14 protein-coding genes and 2 rRNA genes are annotated in these 15,122 nt (G+C 73.0%); 5 read left to right on the forward strand and 11 right to left on the reverse strand.

The genetic code is table 11. The features are described from left to right. Positions 1-13 precede the first annotated feature (13 nt). The 6 genes from AH6_RS38500 to ctaD form a co-directional block, all read right to left on the reverse strand. Positions 14-1,336 (reverse strand): ABC transporter substrate-binding protein, encoded by a 1,323-nt coding sequence (locus AH6_RS38500; RefSeq protein WP_067490704.1) that lies wholly within the window; start codon positions 1,334-1,336, stop codon positions 14-16. Further along, positions 1,317-1,694 (reverse strand): DUF742 domain-containing protein, encoded by a 378-nt coding sequence (locus AH6_RS38505; RefSeq protein ID WP_067490707.1) that lies wholly within the window; start codon positions 1,692-1,694, stop codon positions 1,317-1,319. Before AH6_RS38505 ends, AH6_RS38500 begins: the two co-directional genes overlap by 20 nt. Beyond that, a complete protein-coding gene (locus tag AH6_RS46345; RefSeq protein ID WP_245679658.1) occupies positions 1,694-2,605 on the reverse strand; it encodes an ATP-binding protein in 912 nt (303 codons plus the stop codon). Before AH6_RS46345 ends, AH6_RS38505 begins: the two co-directional genes overlap by 1 nt. Then, positions 2,503-4,191: a nitrate- and nitrite sensing domain-containing protein gene (locus AH6_RS38510; RefSeq protein WP_067490710.1), complete on the reverse strand. Its 1,689-nt coding sequence runs from the start codon at positions 4,189-4,191 to the stop codon at positions 2,503-2,505. Before AH6_RS38510 ends, AH6_RS46345 begins: the two co-directional genes overlap by 103 nt. 243 nt (positions 4,192-4,434) lie before the next feature. Beyond that, positions 4,435-5,124 (reverse strand): methyltransferase domain-containing protein, encoded by a 690-nt coding sequence (locus AH6_RS38515; protein ID WP_067490713.1) that lies wholly within the window; start codon positions 5,122-5,124, stop codon positions 4,435-4,437. 69 nt (positions 5,125-5,193) lie between these two features. After that, a complete protein-coding gene (gene ctaD, locus AH6_RS38520; RefSeq protein WP_067490716.1) occupies positions 5,194-6,876 on the reverse strand; it encodes an aa3-type cytochrome oxidase subunit I in 1,683 nt (560 codons plus the stop codon). A gap of 78 nt (positions 6,877-6,954) precedes the next feature. Between ctaD and AH6_RS38525 the strand changes: the two genes are divergently transcribed. Next, on the forward strand, positions 6,955-7,446 hold the full coding sequence (locus AH6_RS38525; protein WP_067490719.1) for a 2-thiouracil desulfurase family protein: 492 nt from the start codon (positions 6,955-6,957) through the stop codon (positions 7,444-7,446). Between the two features lie 56 nt (positions 7,447-7,502). Continuing rightward, a complete protein-coding gene (locus tag AH6_RS38530) occupies positions 7,503-8,654 on the forward strand; it encodes a hypothetical protein (protein WP_157431977.1) in 1,152 nt (383 codons plus the stop codon). A 48-nt stretch (positions 8,655-8,702) separates the two neighbouring features. Here the strand turns inward: AH6_RS38530 and AH6_RS38535 are convergent, their stop codons facing one another. After that, positions 8,703-9,611: a CU044_5270 family protein gene (locus tag AH6_RS38535; RefSeq protein ID WP_067490725.1), complete on the reverse strand. Its 909-nt coding sequence runs from the start codon at positions 9,609-9,611 to the stop codon at positions 8,703-8,705. A gap of 91 nt (positions 9,612-9,702) precedes the next feature. Here AH6_RS38535 and AH6_RS38540 point away from each other — a divergent pair, with 91 nt between their 5' ends. Further along, positions 9,703-10,632, forward strand: coding sequence for a phosphotransferase (locus tag AH6_RS38540; RefSeq protein WP_067490728.1), 930 nt, complete (start codon positions 9,703-9,705; stop codon positions 10,630-10,632). Here AH6_RS38540 and AH6_RS38545 read toward each other — a convergent pair whose 3' ends face one another. Together AH6_RS38545 and AH6_RS38550 are read right to left on the reverse strand one after the other, a co-directional pair. Continuing rightward, positions 10,633-11,307, reverse strand: coding sequence for a response regulator (locus tag AH6_RS38545; RefSeq protein ID WP_067490731.1), 675 nt, complete (start codon positions 11,305-11,307; stop codon positions 10,633-10,635). Then, positions 11,304-12,446: a sensor histidine kinase gene (locus AH6_RS38550; protein WP_067490734.1), complete on the reverse strand. Its 1,143-nt coding sequence runs from the start codon at positions 12,444-12,446 to the stop codon at positions 11,304-11,306. The genes AH6_RS38545 and AH6_RS38550 overlap by 4 nt, the downstream gene beginning before the upstream one ends. Positions 12,447-12,607: 161 nt before the next feature. Between AH6_RS38550 and AH6_RS38555 the strand changes: the two genes are divergently transcribed. Next, the gene (locus AH6_RS38555; protein WP_157431979.1) at positions 12,608-13,792 is read left to right on the forward strand and encodes a glycosyltransferase 87 family protein; all 1,185 of its coding nucleotides are present in this window, start codon (positions 12,608-12,610) and stop codon (positions 13,790-13,792) included. A gap of 89 nt (positions 13,793-13,881) precedes the next feature. Continuing rightward, a complete protein-coding gene (locus tag AH6_RS38560) occupies positions 13,882-14,655 on the forward strand; it encodes an AAC(3) family N-acetyltransferase (protein WP_245679657.1) in 774 nt (257 codons plus the stop codon). Between the two features lie 80 nt (positions 14,656-14,735). On the opposite strand, the gene rrf is transcribed toward AH6_RS38560, so the two are convergent. Together rrf and AH6_RS38570 are read right to left on the reverse strand one after the other, a co-directional pair. Beyond that, positions 14,736-14,852: ribosomal RNA gene (gene rrf, locus AH6_RS38565) — 5S ribosomal RNA — on the reverse strand. Between the two features lie 159 nt (positions 14,853-15,011). Further along, a 23S ribosomal RNA gene (locus AH6_RS38570) occupies positions 15,012-15,122 on the reverse strand; the annotation flags it as partial.

The following is a 15,122-nucleotide window of genomic DNA, read 5'->3' on the forward strand; positions in this document are numbered from 1 at the left end:
GGCTCGTCCGGGGCTATCCGGCGCGGTCGCAGGGGGCGGTCAGGCGGTACTCCTTGGCCGTGGAGCCGGTGTAGAAGTCGGTCAGCGGGCGCAGGCCGGTGTACTGCCCCTTGTCGGCGCTCTCGATCACCGTCTGGCGGAACGCGGCGGTGTCGGGCGTGCCGGAGAAGTCGCCGGCGTTGGAGGGCATGATGCCCTCGTAGTCCACGAAGGTCGTCTGCCGGACGGCCTCGTACAGGCCCTCGCGGGTGAGGTTGCCGTTGGCGGCGGCGCGCTGGAGGGCGGCCTTGAGCGGGTAGGAGAGCGTCCAGCCGGTGGTGAAGGTGTCGTCGGGCTCCGCGCGGCCGAGCGCGCGGCGCAGCGCGGCCTGGCCGGGCGAGTCGGCGGCGAAGGGCTTCCACAGCCCCAGGAAGGTGAAGTGCTTCTCCAGCGCCGGGCCCGCCGGGGACTTCAGGAGCGCCCCGACGTAGGTCGGCGCCTGGCCGTAGAAGCGGCCGCGGAAACCGGCGGCGACGGTCTTGCCGACGATGGCGGCGGTCTCGGCGGGGCCGGTGGCCAGCAGCACCGCGTCGGGCTTGCGGGCCAGGATGGCGGCGACGGCCCGGTCTTGCGCCTCGGCGCCCTGCGGCGTCTGGACGGCCTTGAAGCGCACGTTCTGGGCGCGGGCGGCGGCGCGGGCCCCGGCGGCGCTGTCGTCGCCGTACTCGCCCTCGAAGTAGACGGCGAGGACGCTCCGGGCCCCGTGCCGCTCGACGGCGTAGTCCACGCCGTTCATCGCGTGGAAGCAGTAGGAGGCGCCCGACTCCAGGATCACGTCGTCGAACTCGTAGCGGGACGGGAACGAGGCGGGCACCGCGATCATCTTGGCGGCGCGCAGGTCGCCCAGGATCGCCTCGGTGGTGGAGGCGCCCAGCGTCTGCGCCAGCGCCAGCACCCGGCCCTTGATCTCCTGGTAGGCGCGCTGGTGGGTGCGCACGTCGTAGTGGTTGTCGCGCACGTAGGTGGTGACGTCGACGTCGTGGCCGCCGATGCCGCCCTGCCGGTTGACGCGGTCCCAGAAGGCGCGCTGGGCGCGGGTGATGGGGACGCCCAGCGTCTTGAACGGGCCGCTGCTGAGGTCGGAGATGGTGCCCAGGTAGATGCAGCCGTTGTCCTTGTTGACCGCGTTGGGGCACGGCTCGTCGGTGACGCCGGGCACCGCGCGGGCGTCGTCGTCGCCCCAGGGCGGGGTGCAGCCGGACGCGCCCGCGACCATCAGCAGGACCGCCGCCAGCAGGGCCGTCAGGCGGCGGGCGGGGCGGTCGGGGCGCACGGGGTCACAGCGCACGGAGACCATCGATCACTTCCTTGAGTACACGCGCGTCGGGGCGGCGGACCGCGGCGGGCCGCTCCACCGACACCAGGCCGCGGTCGAGCAGGTCGCCGAGCAGGACGCGGACGACGCCGATCGGCAGGGACAGGTCCGAGGCCAGTTCGGCGACCGAGACCGGGGCCCGGCACAACTCCAGGATGCGCTCGTCCTCGCGGGCCAGCAGGCCGGGCGCGGCGGGTGGGCCGAGCGCGGCGACGACCGCGATGAGGTCGATGTCGAGGTCGCGGCGGGCGTGCCGGGCGCGGCCGCGCGCCACGGCGAAGGGGCGGACCACCGGTCCGGCGTCCTCGTCGACCCACAGCTCGTCCGGACCGCCGGTCATCACTCGCCGCCGGGGGGTGCGGGCGGGGACGCGTCGCCGCCGGTGCGGTCGGGCCCGTCCTGCTCGGCGGCGGCGCGGCCGCGCTGCCAGCCGCGCTGCAGGGTGCCGATGAGGCGGGCGGCGTCCTCGGGGGAACGGGCGGCGGCGGGGGCGTCGGCGGGGCGGCCGGGCCAGGAGGCGCGGTCGCGGAGCTGGGGCGCGAGGCTGGCCTGGCGGCGGCGGGTGGGGAGCGGGGGCGCGCCGGGGGTGGTGCGGGGGTGCTCGCCGCTGTCGGTGGGCGGGCCGACGGGCGCGCCCAGCGGGATGGGGCCGGTGGCCTCGGTGGGCGAGGGCAGGGGGCCGGCGGGCGCAGGCAGGGGGCCGGTGCTCGTGGGGGCGGGCAGGGGGCCGGGTTCGGTGGGCGCGGGCAGCGGGCCCCGCCTGCCGAACGGGGGCAGCGGGCCCGGTTCGGCGGGCGCGTCCACGGCGTTGGGCGCGGTGGGCTTTCCGAGGAGGTCCTCGCCGGTGGTCAGTTCCTGGGCGGGCACCAGGCGCGACTGCGGCGGGTCCACGACCAGGTCCTGCGGCAGCAGCACGATCGCGGTGACGCCCCCGTACGGGGACGGGCGCAGCGTCACCGAGACGCCGTGCCGGGCCGCCAGCCGGGCGACCACGAACAGGCCGAGCCGCGAGGTGTCGCCGAGGTCGGGTTCGGCGGCGGTGGCCAGGCGCTGGTTGCACTCGGCGAGGGTCTCCGACGACATGCCGAGCCCGCGGTCCTCGATCTCGATCGCGAAGCCGCGGCCGACCGGGCCGCCGGTGACCCGGATCAGGGTGGTGGGCGGGGAGAACGCGGCGGCGTTCTCGACCAGCTCGGCCAGCAGGTGGATGGTGTCGGCGACGGCGGGGCCGTGCAGCGCGGCCGGGCCCATCGGCACGACCTCGACGCGGGTGTAGTCCTCGATCTCGGCGGCGGCGGCGCGCGCCACGTCCATGAGCCGGACGGGGTTGCGCCAGGTGCGCCCGGCGGCGCGGCCCGACAGCACGACCAGGCCCTCGGCGTGCCGCCGCATGCGGGTGGCGAGGTGGTCCAGCGCGAACAGCGCCTCCAGCTCGTCGGCGCGGTCGGCGCGGCGCTGCATGGCCTCCAGCATCGACAGCAGGCGTTGCAGCAGGGACTGGTTGCGGCGGGCGAGGGTGACGACGACGTCGTTGAGGCGGCGGTGCGCGGCGGCCTCGCGGGTGGAGGCGCAGATGACGGCGCGGCGGGCCTCGTCGAACGCCTCGTCGATGCGGCTGATCTCGGTGACGGTGAACTCGGACGTGTGCTCGGCGGCGGCGGCGGGCGCGGTGGCCGGGGCGCCGTCGGGCCGCTCGGCCGGGCCGGCGGCGGGGCCGGGGGCCGCCAGGTCCGCGATCGGCTCCCCCGGCGGGCCGCCTCGCTGATCGCGGGCAGCCGGTCGCGGGCGAACACGGTCACGGTGTCGGCCATGGTGCGGCTCTCGCGGATCAGGCGGCGGCTCACCCGGACCGCCACCACGATCGCGGCCACGACCGCCAGCAGCCCGAGCCCGCCGGTCACCGCGAGCCGGGCCAGGAACGTTCCGGCGGCGTCCTCGGCGCGGTGCGCGGTGGTGGCGCGGATGCCGGTGGACAGGCCCGACAGCTGCCAGCCCAGGGCCTCGGTGGCGGTGTGCCAGGCGCCGATGTCGACCGGCGGGCGGCCGCCGGTGGCGGGCCAGCGGGTGAGGCGGCCCTCCAGCGCCTGGAAGCGCTTGGACTCGGGCCCGGCGACGATCGCGCCGTAGCGGGCGAAGTCGTCCCGGGAGAGCGAGCGGGCGGCGTCGTCGTACAGGAAGCGGCGGGCCCCGGCCAGCTCGATGAGCTGGAGGCGCTCCTCCTCGGTCATGCGCCCGGCGGCGAGCGCGCCGGTGACCAGCGCGTCCTCGCGGGACAGGTGCTCGCGGGCGCGTTCCAGGGAGATCAGCAGCCGGGTGTCGCGCACCACGCGGCGGTCGTCGGAGGGCACGTCGTCGTAGATGTCGGCGGCCAGGTCGACCAGCGCGGTGAAGCGGGTCAGCGCCTGGGCGCGGTCGAGCTTGCGCTGGTCCACGGCGGCGCGCAGGGTGGACAGCTCGCCGAGCGCGGCGGCGAGGCGGTTCATGCGCTCGCGGGTCTCCTCGCGGGTGGCGCCGCGGATGCCGCCGTCGGCGGCCGAGCGCTGGAAGGCGTCGCGGGCCTGGTCGGTCTTGGTGCGCTGGGCGTCGAACCCGGCGCGGCCGATGGTGGCGTCGTCGCCCAGGTGCGACAGCGACATGCGGCGCTCGTCCTGGAGCGCGGCGATGACCGCGTCGGTGGGCTGGGCGACCTTGACGGTGAAGGTCTGCGCGCGGGTCTGGCGGAGGGTGTCGGTGAGGGTGGTGGCGGCCGCGAAGACCCACAGCGCCACCAGTGCCGTGATCGGGGGGACCAGCAGCAGGAACATCTTCGACTTGACGGAACGCGCCCGCCCCGTCATCGGCGTGCCATGCCCATCTCGACCCCCGGGAGAGTGCCGCGCTCCTGTTGTGTCAACGGCGAACGGTAGCGCGCGATGAGCTGGACTTTTAACAGCGTTTCTGCGCAATAAGCCCATTGTTACTTTTGTGTTATTGATCCCCCCTGGGCCGCTCCCGTCCGGGCCGTCCCGGAAAGGCCGCGCGCTCTCGCGCATGGCCCTCCCGGGGCGACCCGGGTCCGTTTCGTGCAGCGGTCCAATCGGTCAGCTAGGCCAGGGCGCGCCCTCCCGCAGGACGTCGTATCCGACGAACGTGAACATGCGCACGCCCGCCTCCAGCGCGACGGGCCTGCCGGCGAAGCGGTGCACGCCCACGCCGTAGGCGCGCTCCCCCGGCGGCGCGATCCAGCACTGCTGGAACCCGTGCCGCCCGAACCAGCGGCGGATCCGCGGGGTGGGGTCCGGTGGCCGCCGGTTGCGCGTCCACACCACGTGGGCGCCCTCGGCGCACAGGCCGGGCAGCAGCGAGATCGTGCGGTGGATGTCGTCGTCGGTGATGTTGCCGAACACCCCGCACGCCAGCACCAGGTCGGCCGGGGCCGCGCCGAGGTAGGCGTCGGTGCGCGAGGCGTCGGCCGCCACGGCCTCGACGCCGGGCAGCCCCGCCGCCCGCGCCGCCTCGCGCGCCGCGCGCACGTTGGCCGGGTCGAGCTCGACCAGCCGGGCGCGCACGTCCCGGCCGCGCGGGTGGGCGGCCGCCGCGCCGATCAGGTCGCGGCCCTGCCCGGCGCAGAGGCTCACCACCCGGACCGGGCCGGGCGGCGCGGTGTCCAGCACCTCACCGATGCGGGCGCGGACGGTGGCCAGCCGCCGCGCCAGGGCCGATCCGGGGTCGTCGTAGGCGTTGTGCCAGGCCGCCCAGTCGCGGGCGTCAAGCGTGCTCCGTCGCTCCATGTGAAAACTTTATGACGGAGAGTGGTTGACTTTCGGGCCACTGTCCGGTGGGTCAGGTCGCGTGCCGGATCATCCCGAAGAGTCCGGTGCGGCGCGCTCGTCCGCTACCGCCACGCCCGCGTCGGGCACGCGCGGGTAGTGCAGGTCGAACGCCGGGCGCTCGGACCGGATGCGCGGGATCGAGGTGAAGTTGTGCCGGGGCGGCGGGCAGGTCGTCGCCCATTCCAGGGAGTTGCCGTAGCCCCAGGGGTCGTCGGCTTCCACGCGCGGGGCGTGCCGCGCGGTCCGGTACACGTTGTAGAGGAAGAACAGCGTGGACACGCCCAGGATGAACGCCCCGACGCTGGACAGCCGGTTGAGGCCGGTGAATTCGGCGGGGTAGTCGGCGTAACGGCGCGGCATTCCCTCGGCGCCCAGCCAGTGCTGCACCAGGAAGGTGGTGTGGAAGCCGACGAACAGGAACCAAAAATGGATTTTGCCGAGGCGCTCGTCCAGCATCTTCCCGGTCATCTTCGGCCACCAGAAATAGAACCCGGCGAACATCGCGAACACCACCGTGCCGAACACCACGTAATGGAAGTGGGCGACCACGAAGTAGGAGTCGGTGACGTGGAAGTCCAGCGGCGGCGAGGCCAGGATGACGCCGGTCAGCCCGCCGAACAGGAAGGTGACCAGGAACCCCACCGACCAGAGCATGGGCGTCTCCATGCTGATGTGCCCGCGCCACATCGTGCCGACCCAGTTGAAGAACTTCACCCCGGTCGGCACCGCGATCAGGAACGTCATGAACGAGAAGAACGGCAGCAGGATCTGCCCGGTGGGGAACATGTGGTGCGCCCACACCGCCATCGACAGGCCCGCGATGGTGATGGTCGCGCCGACCATGCCGAAGTAGCCGAACAGCGGCTTGCGGCTGAACACCGGGATGATCTCGGTGATGATGCCGAAGAACGGCAGCGCGATGATGTAGACCTCGGGATGGCCGAAGAACCAGAACAGGTGCTGCCACAACAGCGCGCCCCCGTTGGCGGCGTCGAACACGTGCGAGCCGAGCTTGCGGTCGGCCATCAGCACCAGCAGCGCCGCCGCCAGGATCGGGAAGGCCATCAGCACCAGCAGGCTGGTCAGGAAGATGTTCCAGGTGAAGATCGGCATCCGGAACATCGTCATGCCGGGCGCGCGCATGCCCACGATGGTGGTGATGAAGTTGACCCCGCCGAGGATGGTGCCGAAGCCCGACAACACCAGCCCCATGATCCACAGGTCGCCGCCCACGCCCGGCGACCGCACGCCGTTGCTGAGCGGGGTGTAGGCGGTCCAGCCGAAGCTCGCCGCGCCGCCGGGCGACACGAACGACAGGAACACGATCAGCCCGCCGAACAGGAACAACCAGTAGCTGAACATGTTGAGCCGGGGGAAGGCCACGTCCGGCGACCCGATCTGCAACGGCATGATCACGTTGGCGAACCCCACGAACAGCGGCGTCGCGAACAGCAGCAACATCACCGTGCCGTGGATGGTGAACATCTGGTTGTACTGCTCGTTGCTGACGAACTGCCGCCCCGGCTCGGCGAGCTCGGCCCGCAGGACCATGGCCATCAGCCCGGCCAGCAGGAAGAACACGAACGAGGTGGTCAGGTACAGGTAGCCGATGACCTTGTGGTCGGTGGTGGTGAGCCAGGAGACCACCACCGATCCCTTGGAGCGCCGCACCGGCGGGGCCTCGGGCAGTTCGCGGCCGAGAAGGACCATTCCTGCTCCCTGGGGACGGGGACGCCTTTCACTATTCGCCGCCGTCCCAGGCGGCGCAAGAGCACATATCGTGACGCCATGGAGAGGATCCTGGTCAGCTCGTGCCTGCTGGGCCGCCCGGTGCGCTACGACGGCGCGGGCAAGCCGGTGGCCGGCGCCCTGTTCGAGGGCTGGCGCGCGGCGGGACGGCTGGTGCCGTTCTGCCCGGAGGTGGGAGGCGGCCTGCCGGTGCCGCGCCCGCCCGCCGAGATCGTCGGCGGCGACGGCACGGCGGTACTGGACGGCACCGCGCGCGTGCTGACCGACAACGGACAGGACGTGACGGAGGCGTTCCTACGCGGAGCCCGACTGGCCCTGGACACCGCACACCGGTCCGGGGCAAGGATCGCGATCCTGAAAGAAGGCAGCCCGTCATGCGGCAGCCACCGCATCTACGACGGAACGTTCTCGGGCCGCTCAACAGCAGGCGACGGCGTAACGGCCGCCCTACTGGAACGAGAGGGCCTGCACGTGTTCAGCGAGAACGACCTACCCGCCGTGGCCGCCCTGCTGGCGAACCTGGAGTCATAGGTTTCTGAATCTGCCATCCTGACCAATCCTCCCGAACTCCGCATAAGGGGCCCGTGTTGTCATTGCCGCATCCGGAAGCCGTCTGGACCGAGGCCGTCATGCTGGCCGTGCTCGCCGAGACGTCGCCGGAGTTGTCCGGCCTCGGCTTGGCTCCGTACCTGGGAGGGCTGCGCCGTGACGACGTCGGCAACGGCTGGTGGGGCATGGCCTGGGTCGAGGGCGGGCGCGCGGTCCTGTTCGGCTACGACGTGGACTACAGCCAGACCCGGGACGTGCACCCGCCGCTGGACCTGCTCGCGGGCGGGCCGGACTGGCTGCCGTGGGAGTGGCTGCACAAGGTGATGCGGCATGCGCAGACCCTCGCCTACGTGTACTGGTGGGACGGCTCGTCCTGGTCGCACACGCCCTACCCGGAGGGGCTGCGCGACGGCCTCACCTACGGGGCCGACGCCGTGGAGGACTCCTACTACGAGCACACGGACGCCGATCGGCAGAGCGAGGTGTCCGGCGTCCTCGCCCGGCTGTCGTCGGCGGTGGCCGCCGGGGCGGTGGACCGTGCGGTGCTGGAGCCCGTGGTGGAGCTGCTGGAGGACGACGGCGACGTCGAGCCCGCGCTCGCCATGGCCACGGCGCTGGGCGCGACGCCCGGCTCGTCGCGGCCGGAGATCGCCGCCGGGCAGGGCGAGCCCGCGGACCGGCGCGTCTACCTGATCGACCCCAGCCATGCGGCCAGCGCGATCGGCGTGGCGATGCGCGCGGCGTCCGAGCTGGAGCGTCCCGCGCCCGTCGCGGGACCGGCGCTGGAGCGGGTGGTGGAGTGGCTGCGCGACTCCGGCGAGACCGCCGTCACCGTCGCTCGGGCCGGAAACCAGACCGGGTCGCGTTCCTTCATCTCCGCCTCCCTCCAGTGGCTCGACGAGCGGCTGGTGGAGCTGCTGCACGCCTGGCGCGACGAGGACGACGCCGAGCAGGGCCGCTGGCTGTACGCCCGCATCGCGCTGACCGGCGACCAGGTGACCGTCGAACGCGCCTACGACCATGCGCCGTCATGGTGGGAGGGCGGCACGGTGCCCGCGCACATGCTGGACCGGCTGCGCGAGGAGATGCACGCCCGCGCGCCCCAGTGGCGTCCGGGCTGGGCGGAGCTGCTCGACGCGGACCTGTGGAAGACGGGCGCGCCTCCCGAGCTGTGCTGGCGCCCCTCCTGAGACCGGCCCGCCGCCGGGCCGCGAGGCCCGGCGGTGGCCGTCGTGCGGCTACTTGGGCAGGTGGTCGGTCCACTCTGCGTAGACGGTGAAGGTCCCTTCCGTCCAGTACTCCCCACCGTCGTGCGCCACCATGAAGTTGCTGTCGCGGACCCGGCCGGTGCCGGGGTCCACCACTAGGCGGGCCTGCTGGCCCTCGGCCAGGACGATCAGCAGGCCCTCGCCGCCCCGGACCGGGCCCAGCGCGGTGACCTGCGGCAGCGCCGCCAGCGCGCGGAGCGCCGCGCCGCGCACCTTCGGCGTCGCCGGGAGCTGCGAGACCAGCGCCACCAGCGAGGTGCGCAGGAACTGATCGCGCGCGGCGGCGTCGGGACGGCCCGCGCTGGTGCGCAGGTCGCTGCCCTTGATCAGGGCCCTGATGCGCTCGGTCAGCCTCCCGGGCTCGGTCGGCAGCGTGCGGATCTCCTCGAAGCCGGTGCCCTCGTGCACCAGGGAGACGCTCCGCTTCACCGGCAGCCGGAACACCTTCCCTTCGCTCTTGACGTTGCGCACCCACGCGGTGCCGTCGCGACGCGTCCACGACTCGCCGACCGTGCGCCCGCCCTCCCTCTCGGTGGTGACGGTGCGGACGTACCAGTACCTCCCGGTCCCCTCGGTGGCCCGCTCCGCCGTCCCGGCCGCCGCCAGCAGCACCTGCCGCGCCGACTGCGGCTGCGCGACCGGCGGGCTGTTGGGCGTGACGGTCGGGGCGGTGCCGCCGGACGCCAGCACGATCGCGGTGGCCGCGACGGCCGCCGTCCCGGCCAGGCCGAGCCCGCCGGCCAGCAGGCCGCGCCTGCGGCGCTGCGCCGGGGCTTGGCCGCGCATGGCGCGCTGGAGCTGGTGGCGGCGCGCGTCGGTCACGTCCCCGTCGGGCTCGGGCTTGGCAAGCAGGGCGCCGAGCTGCTGGATCTCATCCATGGTGGTTCTCCTCGCCGGAGACGCGGATCGCTTTCCCGCCCGAATCGTAAATCGTTTGCGGGCAGCCGAGCCCGGCGAGGACGCTGGCGCGATGGCAGCGCCTCCCGAGTTCGCGACGATGCGCGAGCACACCGCGCGGGTCGGCGACGTCGCGTTCTGGTGGCCGCACGTCGCCGAGGCCCTACGGCGACACGGCCTGCTGGACGCGCGCCACGAACCGGTCGCGGGCTTCAACGCGACCTACCCAACCTTCGTCTACGGCGACGTGGTGGTGAAACTGTTCGGGACGACCCACGCCTGGCGCGCGTGCCACGCCGCCGAACGCGCCGCCCAGGCCCTGGTCGCGACCGATCCCACCATCGCCGCGCCCCGGCTGCTGGCCGAAGGCTGGCTGTTCGACGCGAGCTGGCCCTACCTGATCACCAGCCGGATGCCCGGCGAGGCCGCCTGGCGCGCCGACCTCACGCACGCGCAACTCCTGACGCTGGCCCGGGACGTGGGACGGCAGGTCCGCCGCGTCCACGCGCTGCGCCCCGGCCCCGGCATCGCCACCCACGCCGACTGGCCGGACCTCGACGTGACGGCGGCCGTGGCACGAAGCTCGCTGCCCCCGCACCTGACCGCGCAGGTGGACGGCTACCTGGCGCGGCTCGGCCCGCCCGACCCGGTGTTCACGCACGGCGACCTCACCGCCAACCACGTCTACGTGGCCGGCGGCCGCCTCACCGGCATCATCGACTGGGGCGACGCGATGGTCATCGACCGGCACTGCGAGCTGATCCAGCCCTACCGCGACCTGTTCGGCTGCGACCGCGAGGCGTTCGCGGCGTTCCTGGCGGCGGCGGAGTGGCCGGTCGGCGCGGACTTCCCGCGCCTCGCCCTGGGCCACGCGCTGCACCGGCAGGCCGTCGGGTTCGCCCAGCACCACTCGATGGACGTGTTCGCGCCGATCGCCGAGGCGTTCCCGCTGGACGACATCGCCACGCTGGACGAGCTGGCCGGAGTGTTGTTCGCGACGTGATCAGGCGGCCGGCTCCACCAGCCCCGCGTCGTAGGCGGCGATCACGAGCTGGACGCGGTCGCGCGCGTCCAGCTTGGCCAGCAACCGCGCCACGTGTGCCTTGGCGGTGGCGGGGCTGATGTGCAGCTCGGCGGCGATCTCGGCGTTGGAGCGGCCCCGGCCGACCAGCGTCAGCACCTCGCGCTCGCGGTCGGTGACGCCCGCCAGCGGGCGGCGCTCGGGCGCCGCGGCGGGCCGGGCCGCGAACTCGCCGATCAGGCGGCGGGTGACGCCCGGCGCGATCAGCGCGTCCCCGGCGGCCACGACCCGGACCGCCGCGAGGATGTCCTCCAGCGCCATGTCCTTCACCAGGAACCCCGACGCGCCCGCGCGCAGCGCCCCGTACACGTACTCGTCGTCGTCGAAGGTCGTCAGGACCAGCACCCGCGCGGCGACGCCGGGATCGGCGGCGATGTGGCGGGTGGCCTCGATGCCGTCCATGCCGGGCATCCGGATGTCCATGACGACCACGTCGGGCCGCGTCTCGCGGGCCAGCCGCACCGCCTCCGCGCCGGTCCCGGCCTCGCCCACGACGGTCAGGCCGGGCGTGGCGTCGATGAGGACGCGCAACCCGGCGCGGATCAGCGGCTGGTCGTCGGCCAGCACGACGCGCACCGGCGTCCCGTCGCCGCTCATCGGACCGGCTCCGGAAGCGGCAGCCGGGCGGCGACGCGGAACCCGCCCTCGGGGCGCGGACCGGCGGTCAGCCCGCCATTGAGCAGCCCCACCCGCTCGTGCATCCCGGTGATGCCGTAACCGCCGGGGCCGGGGGGACGCCCCGTGCCGTCGTCCACGATCTCGATGGCGACCTCCCCGTCGTGCTGCTCGATGGTGACGCGGCAGGCGTCGGTCCCGGCGTGCCGCACCACGTTGGTGACGGCCTCCTGCACGATCCGGTACGCCGACAGGTCGATCTCGGCGGGCAGCGGCCGCCGCTCCCCCACCCACCGCACCTCGACGCGCACCCCGGCGTCGCCGGTGGCGGCCGCGAGCCGGTCCAGGTCGGCCAGGCCGGGCGCGGGATCGAGCGGCGCGGCCTCCTCCGCACCGGCGTCGGTGCGGCGCAGCGCGCCCAGCATCCGGCGCAGCCCCGACAGGGTGTCGCGGCTGGTGGTCTCGATGGCGGCCAGCGCCTTGCGGGCCTCGTCGGGCCGGGTGTCGATGACGCGCGCCCCGACCCCGGCCTGGATGGCGATGATGCCGATGCTGTGGGCCACCATGTCGTGCAGCTCGCGGGCGATGCGCAGCCGCTCGGCGGTGACGGCCTGCGCGGTGGCCTGGGCGCGCAGGGCCTCGGCGTGCGCGCGGCGCTCGCCGAAGGAGTCACCGGCGATCCAGGCGGCGACGGTCGCGAGCAGCACGGCCACCGCCGCGTTGACCATGGCGTTGCCGTGGGTCATCACCGCGGTGTAGAGCAGCTGGAGGGCGACGGTCAGGACGGCGGCCGGAAGCGAGACCCGGCGCCTGCGCGTCGCGGCGAGGTAGGCGATGACCAGGTCGTTCACCGCGACCATCAGGTATCCGACCTCGGCCGGGAGGTCCGGCCCGGCGGCGGGCGCGATGAACCAGCCCGACAGCAGGACCAGCAGCCCCAGCACCGGCCGCCGGGCCACCAGCCCGAGCGGGAGCACCAGCGCCACGAGGGCGGGGACCGACGTCGCGCTGCCGCGCATCGGGTCGGCGCCCTGCACCGCCAGGAAGAACAGGGGCGGGAACAGCAGCGCGCCGATCCAGCCCACGATGCCGCCCGGCACCCCACGTCGCTTGTCTGACATGCGCTGATCGTAACCGTCTGCCCTGGTAGACGCATTGGCCCACGGGCGTACGCCCCGAGGCTACCCCTCATCGGGGATTGTGGCCGTCGGCCCGACGCGCCGGGAGTGCCCGAATCGCCACCGTTGCCACATCTGCTGATCTTCCGGAACGGAGCGGTGTGGTGAGAACTTGGGCGGCCCCGGTCGCACGTGCGGTGCTGGCGGTCGAGATCGTGGCGGTCACGGTGTTCGCGCTCTGCTACGACTCGCTGGACTTCCGCATCTACATGCTGGGCGGCCAGGCGCTGGGCGACGGAGCGAGCCTGTACACCGAGCGGCACGCGGGACTGTGGTTCACGAACACGCCGTTCGCCGCCATGTTGTTCGTTCCCCTGTCGGAACTGCCCCTGGCGGCGGCGCGGGTGCTCTGGCAACTGGCGTCGGCGGGGGCGTTCGCGTGGGCGTGTGTGACGGCGCTGCGGCTGACGGGCCGCCGCGTCCCGCCCGGCACGGGGATCTGCGTCATGGCGGCGGGGTTCCTGCTGGCACCGGTGTACCACTCGTTCTTCCAGGGGCAGGTCAACCTGTTCCTGATGGCGCTGGTGCTGACGGACTTCCACCGGGTGGCGCAGGGCCGCCGGGCGGGGCTGGGCATCGGGATCGCAGCCGCGATCAAACTGACGCCGGCGGTCTTCATCCTGGTGTTGCTGGTGTCGCGACGGGGCCGGGACGCGGTGGTGGCGGGGGTCGTGTTCGTGATGTGCACGCTCGGCGCGTTCCTGGTCTCGCCGGACGCTTCGCGGGTCTACTGGCTGCACACCTTCTACGACACCTCGCGCGTGGGCGTCCCCTACATCAGCAACCAGTCGCCGCTGGCGATCGCGGCGCGGCTGCTGGGCGGCCCTGATGAGATCGGCGGCTGGTTCCCACTCGTCAGCATGGTCCTGATGGTGTGCGGGCTGGCGACGGCGGCGATGTGGGCGCGGCGGGGCGACTGGCTGGCGGTGGTGGCGGTGGGCGGCGTGACCGGCCTGCTGGTGTCGCCGATCTCCTGGGCACACCACTGGGTGTGGGTGATGCCGGTGCTGGTCCTGCTGGTGCGGGACGGTCGGCGGACCGTGGCGGCGGCCACGTACGCGCTGTTCGTGCTGGCCCCGATGTGGTGGACGCCGCACGACGGGGGACCGCGCCAGTACGGCTTCCACGGGCTGACGACACTGGTGGCCAACTGCTACCTGGTGGCGGGACTGACGTTCCTGGCGTACATGGCGGCGCAGGTGAGCTTCGCTGCCGCCCGCGCCTCGACGCCCGCAGTGCCGTCCGTTCCAGCAGAGGAGCGCCCCAGGGAGACGGCGCTCCCGAGTTAGTCAGATCGGGAGCCGTCCAAATGAAGTGGAACACCGGGCCTGGCTGGGGCACACTCAGCGAAATGCCGACAATGCCTCCAGCCGGTCCGATGTGTACGCGCGACTCGCTCACCGCCGAACTCCGCGCCCTCGGCCTGTGCTCCGGCGAGACCCTGTTGCTGCACTCCTCGCTCAGCTCGCTGGGCTGGGTGTGCGGCGGGCCAGTCGCGGTGGTCCAGGCGCTGCTCGACGTGCTCGGCCCGGACGGGACGCTGGTGGTGCCGACCCACACCGGCGACAACTCCGATCCGGCCGAGTGGCAGGCCCCGCCAGTGCCCGAGGAATGGTGGGCCGAGATCCGCGCCTCGATGCCGCCCTACGACCGGCGCACCACGCCCACACGCGGCATGGGCATCGTCCCGGAGACGTTGCGCTGCTGGCCGGGAGCCGTCCGCAGCACCCACCCGCAGACGTCCTTCGCGGCTGTCGGCCACCGGGCGGCGGCGATCGTGGACGGTCATGCACTGGACTGCCGGCTGGGAGAGCGCAGCCCACTGGCTCGACTGGAGGAAGCCGGGGCGCGGGTGCTGCTGCTGGGAACGGGCTTCGAGACGTGCACGGCGTTCCATCTGGCCGAGTACCGGATTCCCGGGCCGGAGGTGGAGAACTCCTTCGCCGTGCTCACGCCGCAGGGCCGCCGCTGGACGAGCGTGCGCGACACCTCGATCAGCGACGAACGTTTCGACGAACTGGGGGCGGCTTTCGAGAAGGACCGACCGGTCGTCCGGGGCAACGTGGGCGCGGCGGCATCCCGGCTGTTCCCGCTGGCCGACGCCGTGGCGTACGCCGCGTCTTGGCTGGCTGAGCACAGGCCGCGCGGCTGACCCGGATGGAATGTCGGTATGTACAGGTGCAGAAATGAGAAAGGCCCCGCCATTGCTGGCGGGGCCTTTCCGTAAAAAGAGTCCGGCGGTGTCCTACTCTCCCACACAGTCTCCCGTGCAGTACCATCGGCGCTGAAGGGCTTAACTTCCGGGTTCGGGATGGGACCGGGTGTTTCCCCCTCGCCATAACCACCGAACGACCAACCCCCAGACGCTCTTGCGAGCGCGGGAAGATCATCGTCCGAGCGACTCAAGGCTCGGTATCGAGTTGTTGTAGCGGTTCCCGTTTGTTTTCTGGGAACCACACAGGGACGCGAACAACTGTTTCTAAGCAGCGATCAATTTGAACGTTGTGTGTGTTCAAGCCACTCGGCCTATTAGTACCGGTCGACTCCACACGTTACCGCGCTTCCATCTCCGGCCTATCAACCCAATGGTCTGTTGGGGGCCTTACCCCGCCCGAAAGC

Source organism: Actinomadura hibisca NBRC 15177 (assembly GCF_001552635.1).
Classification (GTDB): domain Bacteria; phylum Actinomycetota; class Actinomycetes; order Streptosporangiales; family Streptosporangiaceae; genus Spirillospora; species Spirillospora hibisca.